Source organism: Rhodovulum sp. ES.010 (assembly GCF_900142935.1).
In the GTDB taxonomy this organism is placed as follows: Bacteria; Pseudomonadota; Alphaproteobacteria; order Rhodobacterales; family Rhodobacteraceae; genus Rhodovulum.
In genome coordinates this window covers 1,171,667-1,188,155 of sequence record NZ_FSRS01000001.1, presented here as the reverse complement: position 1 = coordinate 1,188,155, position 16,489 = coordinate 1,171,667, and the positions used below count along the sequence as shown (strand labels likewise).

At 68.4% G+C, this 16,489-nt stretch carries 17 protein-coding genes; 16 read left to right on the top strand and 1 reads right to left on the bottom strand.

The genetic code is table 11. The features are described from left to right. Positions 1 to 35 precede the first annotated feature (35 nt). From BUR28_RS20350 to BUR28_RS05895, 16 genes are all read left to right on the top strand, one after another. Positions 36 to 293: a PHP domain-containing protein gene (locus tag BUR28_RS20350; RefSeq protein ID WP_217693508.1), complete on the top strand. Its 258-nt coding sequence runs from the start codon at positions 36 to 38 to the stop codon at positions 291 to 293. 182 nt (positions 294 to 475) lie between these two features. Then, positions 476 to 1,873 carry a F0F1 ATP synthase subunit beta gene (gene atpD / locus BUR28_RS05965; protein ID WP_074219288.1) on the top strand — a complete coding sequence of 466 codons (1,398 nt, stop codon included), beginning with the start codon at positions 476 to 478 and terminating at the stop codon, positions 1,871 to 1,873. Next, on the top strand, positions 1,863 to 2,255 hold the full coding sequence (locus BUR28_RS05960; protein ID WP_074219287.1) for a F0F1 ATP synthase subunit epsilon: 393 nt from the start codon (positions 1,863 to 1,865) through the stop codon (positions 2,253 to 2,255). Before atpD ends, BUR28_RS05960 begins: the two co-directional genes overlap by 11 nt. After that, entirely contained in the window at positions 2,252 to 2,542 is a 291-nt protein-coding gene (locus tag BUR28_RS05955; RefSeq protein ID WP_074219286.1) for an AtpZ/AtpI family protein, read from the top strand. Before BUR28_RS05960 ends, BUR28_RS05955 begins: the two co-directional genes overlap by 4 nt. Beyond that, positions 2,535 to 2,816, top strand: coding sequence for an N-ATPase subunit AtpR (locus BUR28_RS05950; protein WP_074219285.1), 282 nt, complete (start codon positions 2,535 to 2,537; stop codon positions 2,814 to 2,816). Before BUR28_RS05955 ends, BUR28_RS05950 begins: the two co-directional genes overlap by 8 nt. After that, on the top strand, positions 2,807 to 3,499 hold the full coding sequence (locus BUR28_RS05945; protein ID WP_074219284.1) for a F0F1 ATP synthase subunit A: 693 nt from the start codon (positions 2,807 to 2,809) through the stop codon (positions 3,497 to 3,499). Before BUR28_RS05950 ends, BUR28_RS05945 begins: the two co-directional genes overlap by 10 nt. Positions 3,500 to 3,501: 2 nt before the next feature. Beyond that, positions 3,502 to 3,780, top strand: coding sequence for a F0F1 ATP synthase subunit C (locus tag BUR28_RS05940; RefSeq protein ID WP_074219283.1), 279 nt, complete (start codon positions 3,502 to 3,504; stop codon positions 3,778 to 3,780). 4 nt (positions 3,781 to 3,784) lie between these two features. Continuing rightward, positions 3,785 to 4,588 carry a F0F1 ATP synthase subunit B family protein gene (locus BUR28_RS05935; RefSeq protein ID WP_074219282.1) on the top strand — a complete coding sequence of 268 codons (804 nt, stop codon included), beginning with the start codon at positions 3,785 to 3,787 and terminating at the stop codon, positions 4,586 to 4,588. Beyond that, positions 4,585 to 6,111 carry an alternate F1F0 ATPase, F1 subunit alpha gene (locus tag BUR28_RS05930; protein ID WP_074219281.1) on the top strand — a complete coding sequence of 509 codons (1,527 nt, stop codon included), beginning with the start codon at positions 4,585 to 4,587 and terminating at the stop codon, positions 6,109 to 6,111. The genes BUR28_RS05935 and BUR28_RS05930 overlap by 4 nt, the downstream gene beginning before the upstream one ends. Continuing rightward, the gene (locus tag BUR28_RS05925; RefSeq protein WP_074219280.1) at positions 6,098 to 6,982 is read left to right on the top strand and encodes a F0F1 ATP synthase subunit gamma; all 885 of its coding nucleotides are present in this window, start codon (positions 6,098 to 6,100) and stop codon (positions 6,980 to 6,982) included. Before BUR28_RS05930 ends, BUR28_RS05925 begins: the two co-directional genes overlap by 14 nt. Positions 6,983 to 7,420: 438 nt before the next feature. Continuing rightward, positions 7,421 to 9,370, top strand: a complete 1,950-nt coding sequence (locus BUR28_RS05920; RefSeq protein WP_074219279.1) for an AMP-dependent synthetase/ligase — start codon at positions 7,421 to 7,423, stop codon at positions 9,368 to 9,370. Then, positions 9,367 to 10,188: an ABC transporter ATP-binding protein gene (locus BUR28_RS05915; RefSeq protein ID WP_083626475.1), complete on the top strand. Its 822-nt coding sequence runs from the start codon at positions 9,367 to 9,369 to the stop codon at positions 10,186 to 10,188. Before BUR28_RS05920 ends, BUR28_RS05915 begins: the two co-directional genes overlap by 4 nt. A 10-nt stretch (positions 10,189 to 10,198) precedes the next feature. Further along, entirely contained in the window at positions 10,199 to 11,104 is a 906-nt protein-coding gene (locus tag BUR28_RS05910) for a branched-chain amino acid ABC transporter permease (protein WP_074219278.1), read from the top strand. Between the two features lie 24 nt (positions 11,105 to 11,128). Next, positions 11,129 to 12,196, top strand: a complete 1,068-nt coding sequence (locus BUR28_RS05905; RefSeq protein ID WP_074219277.1) for a branched-chain amino acid ABC transporter permease — start codon at positions 11,129 to 11,131, stop codon at positions 12,194 to 12,196. 139 nt (positions 12,197 to 12,335) lie between these two features. Then, on the top strand, positions 12,336 to 13,640 hold the full coding sequence (locus BUR28_RS05900) for an ABC transporter substrate-binding protein (RefSeq protein ID WP_217693507.1): 1,305 nt from the start codon (positions 12,336 to 12,338) through the stop codon (positions 13,638 to 13,640). Positions 13,641 to 13,744: 104 nt separating this feature from the next. Further along, complete coding sequence (locus BUR28_RS05895) at positions 13,745 to 14,569, top strand: ABC transporter ATP-binding protein (protein ID WP_074221530.1); 825 nt, start codon at positions 13,745 to 13,747, stop codon at positions 14,567 to 14,569. 14 nt (positions 14,570 to 14,583) lie between these two features. Here the strand turns inward: BUR28_RS05895 and BUR28_RS05890 are convergent, their stop codons facing one another. Further along, positions 14,584 to 16,377, bottom strand: a complete 1,794-nt coding sequence (locus BUR28_RS05890) for a bifunctional diguanylate cyclase/phosphodiesterase (protein WP_074219275.1) — start codon at positions 16,375 to 16,377, stop codon at positions 14,584 to 14,586. Positions 16,378 to 16,489: the final 112 nt, after the last annotated feature.

The window sequence follows — 16,489 nt, the reverse complement described above, 5'->3', positions numbered from 1 at the left end:
GGCGCCAACCGGCTTCGGTCAGTATGGAACGGATCATGGACGCCGCGCACGACGCGGGCTGCGTGCTGGAGCTCAACGCGAACCCGACGCGGCTCGATCTCAGCGATATCCATTGCCGGATGGCCGCCGAGCGCGGGGTCGGCATCGCGATCTCGACCGACGCCCATTGCACCGGCGGCCTGGCCCACATGCGCTACGGCGTCGATAAGGCACGGCGCGGATGGCTCACCGCCGACCATGTGGTGAACACGCGGGGCTGGGCCGACCTTTCGAAGATGCTGCGGCGTCCGTGAAGGCGGGAGGCGCGGCCGCCGCCCGCGCCCACGGGCGCCCCCGGCAGGATCGGGCGTTCGCCCTATGCGCAGGCGCCGACCTGAGCTAGAGTCTCGGCGTCGGTGCTGGGCGCGAACGGGCTCCAGGGTGGCGACGTGCCCGGCGTGCCGGGCTGTCGCGACAAACGCCGGATGGGCGCGAGATGACGAAAGACGCCGCGATCGGTCACATCACCGCCATCGAAGGCGGCGTCGCGGACATGCAGTTCGAGGAAGACGGGCTGCCCGCGCTCGGGTCCTGTGTGCTGACCCTTGGCGACCGGCCCATCGCCCTCGAGGTGGCGTCCCTGCCAGCGGCGGACACGGCTCGCGGGCTCGTCCTTGGGCCCGGGGCGGGGCTGCGGCTGGGGCTGGCCGTCTGCGACACCGGGCAGCCGATCTGCGTGCCGGTGGGGGACGCCCTGCTGGGGCGGATGTTCAACGTGTTCGGGGCCCCCGTCGACGGCGGGCCGGCGCTCCAGGCGCTTCCCCGCCGGCCGATCCTGCGCGCGCCCGTGCCGCTGTCGCACCGCAGGGCGGACAGTTCGCTGTTCGAGACCGGGATCAAGGCCGTCGACCTGCTCAGCCCCATCGAGCGCGGCGGCAAGGCCGGTCTGTTCGGCGGTGCGGGCGTCGGCAAGACCGTTCTGATCACTGAGATGATCCACAACATGGTCGCCGCATACCACGGCGTGAGCCTGTTTTGCGGCATCGGCGAGCGTTGCCGCGAGGCCGAGGAGCTGTACCGCGAGATGCACGAGGCGGGCGTGCTGGAGAACACGGTGATGGTGTTCGGCCAGATGAACGAAAGCCCCGGCGTGCGTTTCCGGGTGGGCCACGCGGCGCTGACCATGGCGGAGTATTTCCGCGACGACCGGTGCCGCGACGTTCTGGTGCTGATCGACAACATCTTCCGCTTCGTCCAGGCGGGATCGGAGGTGTCGGGGCTCCTGGGCCGCATCCCCAGCCGGGTGGGCTATCAGCCGACGCTCGGGACCGAGTTGGCCGATCTGGAGGAGCGCATCTGCTCGACCGACCGGGGCGCGATGACCTCGATCCAGGCGGTCTACGTGCCTGCGGACGACTTCACCGATCCGGCGGCGACCCACACGTTTTCGCATCTCTCCGCCTCGATCGTGCTGTCGCGCAAGAAGGCGTCCGAGGGGCTCTATCCCGCGATAGACCCCCTGCAATCCTTCTCCAAGCTGCTGACGCCGGGGGCGGTCAGCGACCGGCATTACCGGGTGGCGCAGGGCGTGCGCAACACCCTGTCGGAGTATGAGGACCTCAAGGACATCATCGCCATGCTGGGGCTGGAGGAACTGTCCGAGACGGACCGGGCGACGGTGCGGCAGGCCCGCCAGCTGGAACGGTTCCTGACACAGCCCTTCTACTCGACTGAGGCGATGACCGGGCAGGCGGGGCGGCTGGTGCCGTTGGAAGAGACGCTGACAAGCTGCGAGCGCATCCTGGCGGGCGAACTCGCCGATCGTGACGAAGGCGCGTTCTACATGATCGGCTCGGTGGACGAGATCGGCGGGGAGGGGCGGGATGCGGCTTGAAATCCTCACGCCCGCGCGCGTCTGCCTTGACCGGCCGGTGCGCCGCATCCTGGCCGAGGCCCCGGATGGCCATTTCGGCATGCTGCCCGGCCACGGCGATTTCGTCACCGAGCTTGTGCCGGGCGTGCTGGTCTACGCCCCGGAGGACGGGCCGGAGCGGTTCGTCGCGGTCAATTCCGGCACGCTGGTGAAATGCGGCGACCATGTCCGGGTCGCCGTCCGCGCCGCCATCGAGGGCGACGACCTTGCCCGCCTGCGTCGGCAGGTCGAGGCCGAGTTCCGCAACGAGGACCAGAGCGAACGCGAAGCGCGCGCGGCGCTGGCCCGGCTGGAGGCCAGCATGATCCGGCGGTTCCGCGACCTGGAGGCGGCGGGGCGATGAGCAGGGACGAGACCGACGCCGCCCAAACCATCGCGCGCAAGGTGCGCCGGATGGAACAGGCGCGAAAGCAGCCGCCGGATAGCGCTTGGTACGGGCTCGGCATGTTCGGCATGGTCGGCTGGGCGGTGGCGGTGCCGCTGCTGGCCGGGATCGCGCTCGGCGTCTGGATCGACCGGCGCTGGCCGGGCGACACCTCGTGGACGCTGGTTCTTCTGATGGCGGGCGTGGCGCTGGGCTGCCTGAACGCCTGGTACTGGGTGCAGCGGGAGGGGCGGCGCGATGATTGAGCTGGCCGCTGCCGCCGTCGCGGGCGCCGCCGTGGCGGCGATCCACCTGGGGCTGCTCTGGCTGTCGGTGCGGGCTCTGTCGGAGGGGGGCGCGCTGCCGGTTTTCGTCGCGCTCGGCGGTCTGCGCGCGGCGGTCATCGCCGGGGCGCTTGCGCTGGCGCTCGTCCTCGGGGCGGGGGCGGGCGCATTGGTGGCGGGACTCCTGGGATTCGTGGTCGTCCGGATCGCGGTGACCCGCCGGGCCAGCGCCGGGAGGGACGCGCCATGGAGATAAGCCCCGATGCCTGGGTCCTCTACGAATGGCGCGGCCTGCAGCTGACCGCGACCGTGGTCTTCACCTGGGGCGTGATGGCGATTCTCGTGCTTGGCTCCTGGGCGGTCACGGCGCGCCTGGACGAAGACGAGACGGTGTCGCGCTGGCAGGCCCTGCTAGAGGTCGTCGTCACCGCGATCCACGACCAGATCGACGAGGTCGGCGTGCGTGACCCCGACCGCTACCTGCCCTTCATCGGCACGCTGTTCCTGTTCATCGCCACCGCCAATCTGCTGACGGTCGTGCCGGGCTACCAGCCGCCGACGGGCTCGCTGTCTACCACCGCGGCGCTTGCGATCTGCGTGCTGGTGGCGGTGCCGCTCTTCTCGATCGCCCATCGCGGCGTCGGGAACTACCTGAAAACCTATATCCGCCCCACGCCCCTGATGCTGCCCTTCAACGTCATCGGCGAGCTGTCGCGGACCGTCGCCCTGGCCGTGCGGCTTTACGGCAACGTGATGAGCGGCACGGTGATCGTCGGCATCCTGATCAGCGTGGCACCGTTCTTCTTCCCCGTGCTGATGCAGCTTCTCGGCCTGCTGACCGGGCTGATCCAGGCCTATATCTTCGCGGTGCTGGCCATGGTCTACATCGCCTCGGCCAGCCGATCGCACCGGGACCCGGACCACGATCAAGGAGAGTGACCATGGACCCCGCAACCTGGATCGCCGTGTTTTCGATCGCGACCGCCGGGCTGACCATCGCGATCGGCTCGATCGGCCCGGCCCTCGCCGAGGGGCGGGCGGCGGCGCAGGCTTTGCAGGCGCTCGCCCAGCAGCCCGACGCCGCCAACACGATCACCCGCACCCTGTTCGTCAGCCTCGCGATGATCGAGTCCACCGCGATCTATTGCTTCGTCGTGGCGATGATCCTGATCTTCGCCAACCCCTTCACCGATCTCGTGACCCAGGCCGGAGGAGGCTGAGACCTTGCAGATCGACTGGCTCACCGTCGCGGCGCAGATCGCCAACTTCCTGCTCCTGGTCTGGCTGCTGCAACGGTTCCTCTACCGGCCGATCATCCGGGCGATGCGGCGCCGCGAGGACCGGATCGTCGCGCGGCTGTCGGACGCCGCGGCCGCGCGGCGCAACGCCGAGCAGGAGGCCGCGCGCCTGAAGGACGAGCGCGCGGCGCTGGCGGATTGCAAGGCGGACATGCTGGACGAGGCGCGCGCCCAGGCCGAGGCGCTGCGCGCCCGGCTGGAGGACGATCTGCGCGACGAGATGGCGCGAAAGCGCGAGACCTGGCTGCAGCATCTCGACGAGGAGCGGGACGACATCCTGCGCGCGCTTCAGCGCCAGGCTGGCCGGCAGGTCGTGGAGATCACCGAACGGGTTATCGCGGATTTCGTGGGGACGGACATATCCGACCAGATGGCCACCCGCTTCATCGAGCGTCTGGGAAACCTCGACGCGGAAACCCGCGAAACCCTTGTCGCGACCGCGCGGCGCGCCGATGGACCCGCCCGGGTCGAATCCGGTCCGGCGCTGGAGGCGGCGGCCAAGGGCCGCATCACCCGCACCCTCCACGAGACGCTGTCGCGCGATCTGGAGATCGAGTATCGGCAGGACGCGCACCTTGTTCTCGGCGTGCGCATGATCTTGGGCGAGCACAGCGTTGAATGGTCCGCCGCGCGTTACCTGAAACGCCTTGAGACAGAGTTCGGCGAGATCCTCGATGCAAGCGGCCGTCCCCGCGCCCCGGCGGAGGACGCGGCGCGGAAATCGGCATGAGCGCGTTGGGCGATCTCGGCGAGGACATCTTCGCCCCGCTCGGCGAGGCGCTGGGCCGCATCGCGCCCGAGATCGAGGTGGCCGAAACCGCGCGCATCCTGTCCGTCGGCAATGGCGTGGCCGAGGTGGCGGGCTTCACCGATCTCCATGCCGACGAGGTGCTGCACTTTCCCCATGGCGTCGTCGGGATCGCGTCCAGCCTGCGCCCCGGCCGGATCGGCGTCATCGTCTTGGGCGACACCGCGCGGTTGCGCCCGGGCGACCGGCTGCGCCGCTCCGGCCGGGTGGTGGACGTGCCCGTGGGCGAGGCGCTGCTCGGCCGCGTGGTCGATGCGCTCGGCCGCCCGGTCGACGACCTGGGCCGCATCGATGCCGCCGAACGCAGCCCGGTCGAGCGGCCGGCGCCCACGATCATGCAGCGCGCGCCGGTGGAGGTGCCGCTCCAGACCGGGATCAAGGCGGTGGACGCGGCGGTGCCAATCGCCCGCGGCCAGCGCGAGCTGATCCTGGGTGACCGCCAGACCGGCAAGACCGCCATCGCGGTCGACGCGATCCTAAACCAGAAGGACACCGGCGTGCTGTCGGTCTATTGTGCCATCGGCCAGCGTGCCTCGGCTGTCGTGCGGGTGGTGGAAACCCTGCGCAAGGCGGGCGCGCTCGGGCGCACCATCGTCGTGGTGGCGGGGGGCGACGACGCGCCGGGGCTGCAATTCGTCGCGCCTTACGCCGCGACCAGCATGGCCGAACATTTCATGGCAAAGGGGCGCGACGTGCTGATCGTTTACGACGATATAACCCGGCATGCCCGCGCCTACCGGGAGCTTTCGCTGCTGCTGCGCCGCCCGCCGGGCCGCGAGGCCTATCCCGGCGACATCTTCTACATCCATTCCCGGCTGCTGGAACGCGCCACGCATCTGCGCGACAAGCATGGCGGAGGCTCGCTGACCGCCTTGCCGGTGGTCGAGACCCAGGCCCAGAACATCTCAGCCTATATTCCGACGAACCTGATCTCCATCACCGACGGGCAGATCTATCTTTCGCCCGCGCTCTTCGAGAAGGGACAACTGCCGGCCGTCGACGTGGGCAGTTCGGTAAGCCGGGTGGGCGGCAAGGCGCAGCTGCCGGCCTTTCGCGCCGTCGCCGGCAGCCTGCGGCTCATGTATGCGCAGTTCGAGGAGCTTGAGAGCTTCGCCCGGTTCGGGACGCAGCTGGACGAGGAGACGCGGCGCAAGCTGACCCGCGGCCGGCGGGTGCGGGACATGCTGAAGCAGAAGGAACACGCGCATCTTCCGGTGCCCGAGCAGGTTGCGGTGCTGCTGGCCGCGACCGAGGGGGTGCTCGACGCGCTGGCGGCCGAGGAGGTCGCGGCGGCCGAGGAAACGCTGTGCCGTGCCGTGCGCGCCGAGCTGCCCGCGCTCTGCGCGGCGATCGCGGCGGGCGAGCCGCTCGCGCAAGAGGCGCGCGGGGCGTTGATCGCGACCATGCGCGCGGCTCTGGAGGGGCGCGGCGATGGAGACGCTTGAGAGCCTCTCCGACTTGCTCGAGACGACGGGCGAGATCCGTTCCATCGTGCGTACGATGAAATCGCTCTCGGCGGTCAGCATCCGGCAATACGAACAGGCCGAGGCGGCGCTGTCGGGCTACGAGCGCACCGTGGAACTGGGGCTGACCGCACTGTTGCAGGACCGCGCGGCGCGCGGCTTGCCGTTGCCCAGCACCGTCGGCGCCGGCACGGGGCGGGCGGCGCTGATCGTGATCGGGTCCGACCGCGGGCTATGCGGGCGCTATAACGGGATCGTCGTGCGCGCGGCGGCCGAGCGGCTGGGAGAGGACACGGCCGTGCTGGGGGTGATCGGGGCACGGGCCGCCGCCCGCCTCGCGGCGGCGGGCCGCCCGCCGGACCGCGTCTTCTTCCTGCCGGGGGCGGTCGCGGGCCTAGCGTCCCTAGTGCAATCGGTGATCGTCGAGGTCGACCGCTGGACCCGCGCACGGGGCATAGGTTGCGTGGAACTCTTGCACAATCGCCGCGCGGGCACGGCCAGCGCGGTGCCGACTGCGCGCAGCTTGCTGCCGATCCCCGACACCGACCTGCGCGATCTTCTCGGCGCCGGCTGGCCGGGGCGCGGGCGGCCTTTTTTCCGCATGGACCACGACCGGCTGCTGTCCTGGCTCGTGCGGCAGCGGCTTTTCGTGGTGCTCTACCGGGCGTTGGCCGAGGCGCTGGCCAGCGAACACGCGACCCGGCTGGCGGCGATGCAGCGCGCCGAGCGCAAGATCGACGAGCGCAAGGACGACCTGAACGCCCTGTATCGCCGCAAACGCCAGGAAACCATCACACGGGAACTTCTCGACGTCGTCTCCGGCTTCGAGGCAGTCGGCGGCGAGGGGCGCTGAGACGGTGGCGCGATGGCCGGGTCCGCGTCGTCTGTGGCGCGGGCCGCGCCCCGGCCGGGCGCCGCGCGGCGCTTGACCGCCCCCTCTCTCGGTCCTTTCGTGCGCAATAAAGTTGTGCGTGAAGGCCAGTCTTGACAGGACTATTGCGTAGGCTATCCATTGAAAGGCGCTAAACCGGACGTTGAGATCCGGTGCGCCGCCCAGAAAGGGGCGTCCACCCCAGCTTGCGCGCCCCCCGCATTTCCGGGGCGCGACTGCAAGCGGAAAGGATGGCGAGCACAGGGAGGAAGCCGGTGGGGATGGTGGAACATTCTGCCTGCAACGTGGCCCGCACGCGTTTGCGCGTGTGCGGGGCCGGGAGAGTGACGTCGCCATGCGGCGCGGGCCGGGGTGACGTGCACCCGGTTCGGTCGGGCGCGGTAGGCGCGGGGACACCCCATGCAGCGTGAGCCGGCGGCGCCCGGGACATTCGCCCAACTCCTGCGCCAGCGGGGCGAAAGCGCCCCAGAGGTGCCCGCGATCCGGGAAAAGCGCCGCGGCATCTGGGGCAGCGTGAGTTTCGGCGCGCTTTCGGGCGAGGCCGCGCACCTGTCGCTGGCGCTGGCCGAGCGCGGCGTGGCCCGCGGCGACCGCGTCGCCGTGATCGGCGAGAACCGCCCGCGCCTGTTCGCCGCGATCGCCGCGACTCATGCGCTGGGCGGCGTCGCGGTGCCGCTTTACCCTGATTCCAGCGCCGAGGACGTGGCGTGGCAGTTGCGCGCGGCCAAGGTCACCACTGTCTTTGCCGAGGATCAGGAGCAGGTCGACAAGGTTCTGGAAATCCTCGGGGAATGCCCGGCCGTGCGGCTTGTCGTCTATGACGACGACCGCGGCATGCGGCACTACGTGCACGAAGGCCTGGCCGATCACGGTCACCTGATGGAGGAGGGCGCGCGGCTGGCCGAGGCGCGCCCCGACGCCTATGACCGGGCGGTTGCAGAGGGCGCGGGCAGCGAAGAGGCCTTCGTCTTCTTCACCTCGGGCGCGTCCGGGGCACCCAAGGGCGTGGTGTTCACCCATGCCGCCCTGATCGCGCGGACGCGGGCGGCCTGCGCCGCCCAGGGGCTTGGCGCGGGCGACCGGACGCTCGCCTTCTTCCCCCCCGGCTGGCTCTGCCAGACCATGTTCAGCTACATGAACGCCGTCGTCGCGGGGGTCTGCATATGCTGCCCCGAGTCGCTGGAGACGCTGATCGACGACATGCGCGAGATCGCGCCCAGTTCGCTGCTGACGACGCCGCGGATGCTGGACGCGATCTTCTCGCGCATCTCCACGCGGATGGAAGAGACGGGCGGGCTGAACCTGTTGCTCTACCGGCGCGCGCTGGGGCTGGCCCAGCGGGTCGGGCGGCAGCGGATGCAGGGCAAGGTGCCGGGCGCCGTCAACCGCTTCGGCATGGCTGCCTATGGTGCGCTGATCTACGCGCCGCTGCGCGACATCCTGGGGATGAGCCGGCTCAAGTCAGCCTGTTCGACGGGCGATGTGCTCGACCCGTCGATGCAGGGCTTCTTCCAGACCCTCGGGATCGACCTGCGCCAGCTTTACGGGGCCACCGAGACGGCGTTCTTCGTTGCGCTGCAACGCGCGGGCGAGTCCCAGCCGGGGTCGGTCGGCAAGCCGCTGGAGGATGTCGATGTGAGGATCGCCGAGGACGGCGAAATCCTCGTGCGGTCCGACGGGTTGATGGCGGGCTATCTCGACGACCCCGCCGCGACGGCCGCGGCCTTTGCGGCGGACGGCTGGCTGCGCACCGGCGATGCAGGCAGCCTGGGGCCGGACGGGCGGCTCACCGTGCTCGACCGGTGCGACGCGATGGGCCGGCTGCGCGACGGCACGGCCTTCGCGCCGCGCCCGCTGGAAAGCCGCATCCGCGTCTCGCCCCATATCCGCGAGGGGGTCGTGGTCGGCGACGGGCGCGACAACCTCTGCGCCTTGATCGATATCGACACGCTGGCCGTGGGTCGTTGGGCCGACGACAAGGCCATCGCCTATATGGGCCATGTCGACCTGGCCTCGCAGGACGCGGTCTACGGGCTGATCGCCGACTGGATCGCCGAGGTGAACGCCGATCTGGCCCGCGACCCGGCACAGGCGGCGCTGCAAATCCGCCGCTTCGTCCTGGTGCCCGAGGAACTCGGCACTGAGAACGGCTTCCTCACCCCGACGGGCAAGGTGCGGCGGCACGCGGTGACCGCGCGCTTCGCGGCGCTGATCGAGGGGCTCTATGCCGGACAGAGCGAGGTCATGCTGGAAACCGATGCCACTGAGGAGGGCCATCACGGACCCGTCGCGCTGAAGATCCGCGAGGCCGCCGTGGTCGGGATGCCGGGCAGCAGGAGGGCCGCATGAACGTCGTCACGCAAGGCCACATTCCCGGCGTCGAGCGTGCCTTTCCGATCGGCGGCCCGATCCTGGAGCTCGACTCGATCTCGCTCCGCTTCGGCGGCGTGAAGGCGCTGACCAACATCTCGTTCGACATATGCGAGCACGAGGTGCGGGCGATCATCGGGCCGAACGGCGCGGGCAAGTCGTCCATGCTGAACGTGATCGGCGGGCTCTACACGCCGCAGGAGGGCACGATCCGGTTCCGCGGCGAGAGGCGCGCGAACATGACGCCGGGCAAAGCAGCTCGGATGGGCATCGCGCGGACCTTCCAGAACATCGCGCTATTCAAGCGGATGACGGTTCTGGAGAACATCATGGCGGGGCGAAAGCTCTTCAACCATGCCAGTTTCCTCGAGGTCGCGCTACAACTGCCACGCGCTCGGCGCGAGGAACTGGAAAGCCGCGAGAAGGCCGAGGAGATCATCGAGTTCCTGGAAATCCAGCAGATCCGCAAGACCCAGGTCTCGCGCCTGCCCTACGGGTTGCAGAAGCGGGTGGAGTTGGGCCGCGCGCTGGCCGCCGAGCCGCAGATCCTGCTGCTGGACGAGCCGATGGCGGGGATGAACGTCGAGGAAAAGCAGGACATGTGCCGCTTCATCCTCGACGTGAACGACCATTACGGCACGACCATGGTGCTGATCGAGCACGACATGGGCGTGGTGATGGACATTTCCGACCGGGTGGTGGTGCTCGATTACGGCAAGAAGATCGGCGACGGCCCGCCCAAGGAGGTCCGCAATAACCAGGACGTGATCGACGCCTATCTGGGCGTGGCGCATTGAGGAGGCTGGCATGAACCCGGAAATCCTGTTCTTCCTCGAGGTGCTGATCGGCGGGCTGCTGGCGGGGGTGATGTATTCGCTCGTCGCGCTCGGCTTCGTGCTGATCTACAAGGCGTCCTCGGTGTTCAATTTCGCCCAGGGCGCGATGGTGTTTTTCGCCGTGCTGTCCTTCGTGGGCTTCATGGAACTGGGGCTGCCCTTCTTCCTGGCGCTGGCGGTGACGGTGGGGCTGATGATCCTCGTCGGCATTGCGACCGAACGCTTCGTGCTGCGCCCGCTGGTCAACCAGCACGAGGACACACTGCTGATGGCCACCATCGGCCTCGCCTTCGTGCTGGAGGGGCTGGCGCAACTGGTCTGGGGGGTCGAGGTGCGCCGCCTCGACCTCGGCATTCCAGACGTGCCGATCATGTGGATCGCGGACGCCACCGGCATTTTCGTCAGCGCGCTCGACCTCGTGGCTGGCCTCGTGGCGGCGGTGATGGTGGTGGTGCTGGCCATTGCGTTCTCGCGCACCAAGGTGGGGCTGGGCCTGCGCGCGGTGGCCGACGGGCATGGCGCGGCGATGTCGATCGGCATTCCGCTGAGCCAGGTTTGGGTCTTCGTTTGGGCCGCCGCCGGGATCGTCGCGCTGGTCGCGGGCATGCTGTGGGGGGCGCGGGCGGGTGTGCAGTTCGCCCTTGTGGGCCTGGCCCTCAAGGCGCTGCCGGTGCTGATCATCGGCGGCTTCACCTCGGTGCCGGGCGTGATCATCGCGGGCCTGATCGTGGGCGCGTCCGAGAAGCTGGGCGAGGTCTATATCGGCCCCTATTTCGGCGGCGGCATCGAGGGCTGGGCGCCCTACATGCTGGCCGTCCTCTTCCTGATGGTCCGGCCCGAGGGCCTGTTCGGCGAACGCATCATCCGGCGCGTCTGACGCCACGCGAGCGAGGGATTCCGCATGTATTACCGACAGGCCGGCACCTACCGCAGCACTTACGGGCAGGACATGCGGCTCCTGCCGCTCAAGGAGGACCGCCTTCTCCTCGGTATCGTGCTGCTTTGCGCCTTCGCGGTGATCCCGTTCACCGCGTCGGATTACTGGCTCAGCGCGATCCTGATCCCCTGGCTCTGCCTGTCGCTGGTGGCGACGGGCCAGAACATCCTGATGGGCTATGCCGGGCAGTTGTCGCTGGGGGCGGCGGGGTTCATGGCGGCGGGCGCGTTCGCCTGCTGGAACTTCATGCACCGGCTGGACTGGATGCCGTTCCCGGTGGCGGTGTTCCTGTCGGGCGCGATCGCGGCGGCCATCGGCATCGTGTTCGGCCTGCCGTCCCTCAGGGTGCGGGGGCTCTACCTTGCCGTGGCCACGCTGGCCTCGCAGTTCTTCATCGTCTGGGTGATCGACAAGTTCGGCTGGTTCAAGGATTACGACAGTTCCGGGATCATCACCGCGAAGGACATCGTGATCTTCGGCAAGTCCTTCACCAGCCCGGCCGAGATGTATCTGGTGGTGCTGACCATCACAGTGGTCCTCACGTGGGCCGCGATGAACGTGGCGCGCGGCAGCGTCGGCCGGAACTGGCAGGCGGTGCGCGACATGGACGTGGCGGCCGAGGTGATGGGGCTGTCGCTCCTGCGCACCAAGCTGCAGGCCTTCGCGATCTCGTCCTTCTATTGCGGGGTGGGCGGCGCGCTCTTCGCCTTCACCTACCTGAAATCGGTGGAACCGGCGGCCTTCGACATCAACCTCTCGTTCCGCATCCTGTTCATGGTGCTGATCGGCGGGCTGGGCACGATCATCGGGTCGTTCTACGGGGCGGGGTTCATCCTGCTGTTGCCGGTGTTCCTGAACGTCTTCTTCCACGGGCTGTTCGGCAAGGCGGTGGACGCCACCATCACCTCAGCGCTGGAACAGGTGATCTTCGGGGTGCTGATCATCCTGTTCATGATCTACGAGCCGTTGGGCCTCGCGAAGCTCTGGCAGAACCTTCAGGAGCGCCTGCGCCGATGGCCCTTCAAGTTCTAGCGGGCCACCCGATGCTCACGACCGGGCGGACGGCGCCGCGCTGCGGGACTCAAGAGCTCGACCGAGGGTCGGGCGACAACAAAGGGAGGAACAGGAAACGATGAGACGATTGATACGGAGGGCGGCGTCTGCGGCCCTTGTGACAGCCGCGCTGGCGACCGCTCCGATCGCGCCGGGCGTCGCGCTGGCCGAAGAGCAATACATGGCGGTGCCGTCCAGCCGCGTCGGCCCCTATTCCGCCATGGGTACCGGCTATTACGGCGGCATCATCGACTACATGCAGTACGTCAACATGACGGGCGGCGTGAACGGCGTGACGCTGACCTGGGAGGAATGCGAGACCGAATACAACGCGGCCCGGACCGTGGAATGCTACCAGCGGCTGCTGACCGGCCCGAACGGGCAGAAGATGGTGGTGTTCGACACGCTCGGCACGCCCGGCGCCTATGCCGTCATCAACCGGATGGCCGATGACGAGGTGGTGCTGGCCCAGTTCGGCTATGGCCGGACGGATGCCGCAGACGGCCGGGTCTGGCCGTGGGTGTTCAACGCCGCCGGACATTACTGGTCGCAGATCGCGGTCAAGATGAACTTCATGGCCCAGGTCGAGGGCGGCGTCGAGAACATGGAGGGCAAGAAGATCGTGCACCTGCATATCGACAGCGCCTATGGCCGCGAACCCTTGCCCGCCATGCGCCAGATCGCCGAGGACTGGGGCGTGGACCTCGTTGAAATCTCGATCCCGCCCCCCGGCCTGGAGCAGAAGTCGCAATGGCTGCAAATCCGGCGCGAGCGCCCCGACTGGGTGACGTTCTGGGGCGCGGGCTCGGGCATGAACGCGACCGGCATGACCGAGGCGGCGCGCGTGGGCTTTCCGCGCGACCGGATGATGTATGTCACATTCGGCGGCGCCGAGGAGGACATGGTGCCAGCCGGCGATGCCGCGGTCGGCACCTATGTCGTGGCCAACGTGGTGCCCGGCACGGATTTCCCGCTCGTCCAGCAGATCGAGGAGGTGGTCTACGGTGGCGGCGAAGGAAACCTCGCCAACCCCGAGCGCATCGGCACGGTCTACTGGAACCGGGGTGTCGCGGCCGCCGCGATGTGGATCGAGGCGCTGAAGAACGCGCAGGAGCTTCACGGCAAGGAAGGCCAGGCCGTTACCGGGGCGGAGTTCCGCGAGGGCTACGAGGCGCTCGACATCACCGAGGCGAAGCTCGAAGAGCTCGGCATGTCCGGCATGTTCGCACCGTTCAAGCTGTCCTGCGAAAAGCATGACGGCTCGGGCCGGTTCAAGATCATGCAATGGGATGGCGAGCGGTTCCAGATCATCTCCGACGAATGGGTCGAGGCGCCCGACCCGAGCTTCATACGCGGTCTTGTCGAGGCGTCGGCCGAAAAGTTCGCGAGCGAAAACAACCTGCCCGTGCGCGATTGCGACTAGGGGCCAGGTGACGGCGACCGCGGGGCGGGCCGACCGCCCCGCGGCGTTTCCCCGGCAGAGCAAGGGATGCCCGGATGACCATGACCGCCGACAGACCTGTCGAGATGTCGCCCGCCGCGCAGCCTGCGGCCCAGCCGATCCTTTCGGTGCGCAACATCGAGGCGATCTACGATAACGTGATCCTCGTGCTGCGCGGCGTATCGCTGGACGTGCCCGAAGGCAGCATCGTGGCGCTGCTGGGCGGCAACGGCGCAGGCAAGAGCACGACGCTCAAGTGCATTTCCACCATGATCGCGGCCGAGCGCGGCCGGGTCTCGAAGGGCTCGATCCATTTTCGCGGCGCGCGCACCGCCCAGCTTACGCCCGGCGACCTCGTGGGCATGGGGATGGTGCAGGTGATGGAAGGGCGGATGTGCTTCGGCCACTTGACGGTGGAGGAGAACCTGGTGGCCGGCGCCTATACCCGCAAGCTCACCAAGGCCCAGATGCGCGAGGAACTGGACCGCGTCTACCACTATTTCCCCCGCCTCAAGGAGCGCCGGACGAGCCAGGCCGGCTACACCTCGGGCGGCGAACAGCAGATGACGGCGATCGGCCGCGCGATGATGGCCAAGCCCCGGATGCTGCTGCTCGACGAGCCCTCGATGGGGCTCGCACCGCAGATCGTTTCGGAGATCTTCGAGATCGTTCGTGACCTGAACGAGAAGGAGGGTGTGAGCATCCTGCTCGCCGAACAGAACACAAGCGTGGCGCTGAAATACGCCAATTACGGCTACATCCTCGAAAGCGGGCGGATCATGCTGGACGGGCCCGCCGCCGCGCTCGCCGAGAACAAGGATGTGCGGGAATTCTATCTCGGCATGTCGTCGGAGGGGCGCGAGAGTTTTCGCAACCGCAAGTCCTACCGCCGCAAGAAGCGCTGGATCTGAGGCGGCGGTCTGTCTCAGTGCTCCCGGACGGGCCCAAGTTCCGCGGACAGGTAGCTTTGCCCGGTGCGCCGGGCCTCGGCCTTGAGCGCGGTCATGCGCTGGGTCATCTCGAGCGTCGAGGCCGGGCGATAGCCTTCGGGAAGACGCACGGCGGCGATGGTCGAGGCCAGCAGCGGAAACCGCCGGATCCGTCCGTCGCGCGCCCGGCCCACGATATAGCCGGCCTCGCGGTCGTCCGCGTTGTAGAGGCTTTCGGCGACGTGGCGGAACCGTTCGCCGATGCGGGCGAGCAGGTCCGCGGTCGCGTCGCAGGCCGGTCCCTCGCAGCCGAGAAAGAAATCGTCCCCGCCGATATGTCCGACGAAGACCGAGTGGTCCCGCTCCAGCGATTTCAGGATCGAGGCCATCATGAGGATCGCCCGGTCGCCGATCTCGAAGCCGTACTTGTCATTGAACGGCTTGAAGTTGTCGATGTCGAGATAGGCGGCGACCCGGCACTGTTCCGGGCTTTCGATGCACCGGTCCAGGAACTCCTGGACCGCGTTGTTGCCCGGCAACCGGGTCAGCGGATTCTGCGCGGCCGCCTGCCGCACGCGGATTTCGTTGGCGAGCTTCAACAGCGAGGTTGCCGAGAGGTAGCCCTGGTACTGCAGCGAGCGCGTGACGATCACGCCGTCGCCTGCCCGGTCGGCGATCAGTTCCAGCCTGGGCCCCAGCGGCGTCGTGCTTTCCAGCGTCGCGATCGGCTGGACGTAGTCCTGCACGCCCAGGCGGATCGCCCGGTTTCTGGCAAGCTCGCGCCCGTATAGCGAATAGATGAGCGGCTTGATGTCACGCTCGCGCACGGCGCCGCGCGGCAGGCCGCACGTGTCGATCATCGGAAAGACGCTCTGGTCGGGATTCTCGGCGGTCACCTCGAACAGGTCGGCTAGGGTCGTGTCGTCGGACAGGACTGCGACTTCCTCGAGCAGGGTCTCGATCGCGATCTCGTCGCCGTTCGCCGGCGGGACCGGTGCCCGCGCCAGGACCTCCGAGTAGCTCGGCTCGAGCGCGGTGACATCGACCGAGGGGCGGGTGATCAGGAAGCCTTGGACGAGGTCGCAATGCGCCTTGCGGCAGCTCACCAGTTCCTCGATCGTCTCGACGCCCTCCGCGATCACGCGGCTGCCGAGGGTGTGGGCGAGGTCCACGATGGAAGAGACGAGCAGACGCCGGGTGGCGTCGCGGGCCAGGGATTCGATGAAGAAGCGTTCGATCTTGAGGAAGTCGGGCCGCGCCTGGTGGAGCATCTGAAGGCCGGAAACGCCAGTGCCGAAATCGTCGATCGCGATCATGAACCCCGCGCCGCGCAGGTGATCGACCGCCTCTGCGAAGGCGTCCGGGTCGAACCGGCGGTGGGTTTCCGACAGTTCGATGCAGATGTCGCGGGCCTTCAGGTCGAGCAAGTCGCACTGGACCTCGATGAAGGCGCGCAACTCGCGCGCGCGGGCGAGGTTCCGGCCGTCGAGATTGATGAAGAGCAGTGGACTGGCGCGTTGCGGCATCGCGGCCTTCGCCGTCATCGCCTTGGTGATCAGGCAGGTTTCCAGTTCGAACAGGCGCCGCATCGAGGCGGCGTGGTCAAAGAGCGCCGCGGGATGCGGAAAACCGATGTCGTCAAATCCCCGGACGAACGATTCGTGGGCGAGCACCTCGCCGGAATGGGCGTCGACGATCGGCTGAAGGGCGACGCGCAGCATCTGGTCCGCCGCTTCGAGAAAGCGGTCGATTTCAAGACTTCTCACCCATACCGGTTGTTCGATGCCCATCGCGGCTCTCGTCACCTTTGCCTGAATGGGGAATAGCCCGGCAGGGATTAAGCCGCGATAAACTCTGACTCCACGAGGGCGCCGCGATGTCTCAAATTCGATGGAACGCAGC

Bases quoted from the DNA above. Each gene is read 5' to 3' on its own strand.
- BUR28_RS20350 (WP_217693508.1), top strand. From the start codon at position 36: ATGGACGCCGCGCACGACGCGGGCTGCGTGCTGGAGCTCAACGCGAAC.
- atpD (WP_074219288.1), top strand. From the start codon at position 476: ATGACGAAAGACGCCGCGATCGGTCACATCACCGCCATCGAAGGCGGC.
- BUR28_RS05960 (WP_074219287.1), top strand. From the start codon at position 1,863: ATGCGGCTTGAAATCCTCACGCCCGCGCGCGTCTGCCTTGACCGGCCG.
- BUR28_RS05955 (WP_074219286.1), top strand. From the start codon at position 2,252: ATGAGCAGGGACGAGACCGACGCCGCCCAAACCATCGCGCGCAAGGTG.
- BUR28_RS05950 (WP_074219285.1), top strand. From the start codon at position 2,535: ATGATTGAGCTGGCCGCTGCCGCCGTCGCGGGCGCCGCCGTGGCGGCG.
- BUR28_RS05945 (WP_074219284.1), top strand. From the start codon at position 2,807: ATGGAGATAAGCCCCGATGCCTGGGTCCTCTACGAATGGCGCGGCCTG.
- BUR28_RS05940 (WP_074219283.1), top strand. From the start codon at position 3,502: ATGGACCCCGCAACCTGGATCGCCGTGTTTTCGATCGCGACCGCCGGG.
- BUR28_RS05930 (WP_074219281.1), top strand. From the start codon at position 4,585: ATGAGCGCGTTGGGCGATCTCGGCGAGGACATCTTCGCCCCGCTCGGC.
- BUR28_RS05925 (WP_074219280.1), top strand. From the start codon at position 6,098: ATGGAGACGCTTGAGAGCCTCTCCGACTTGCTCGAGACGACGGGCGAG.
- BUR28_RS05920 (WP_074219279.1), top strand. From the start codon at position 7,421: ATGCAGCGTGAGCCGGCGGCGCCCGGGACATTCGCCCAACTCCTGCGC.
- BUR28_RS05915 (WP_083626475.1), top strand. From the start codon at position 9,367: ATGAACGTCGTCACGCAAGGCCACATTCCCGGCGTCGAGCGTGCCTTT.
- BUR28_RS05910 (WP_074219278.1), top strand. From the start codon at position 10,199: ATGAACCCGGAAATCCTGTTCTTCCTCGAGGTGCTGATCGGCGGGCTG.
- BUR28_RS05905 (WP_074219277.1), top strand. From the start codon at position 11,129: ATGTATTACCGACAGGCCGGCACCTACCGCAGCACTTACGGGCAGGAC.
- BUR28_RS05895 (WP_074221530.1), top strand. From the start codon at position 13,745: ATGTCGCCCGCCGCGCAGCCTGCGGCCCAGCCGATCCTTTCGGTGCGC.
- BUR28_RS05890 (WP_074219275.1), bottom strand. From the start codon at position 16,377: ATGGGCATCGAACAACCGGTATGGGTGAGAAGTCTTGAAATCGACCGC.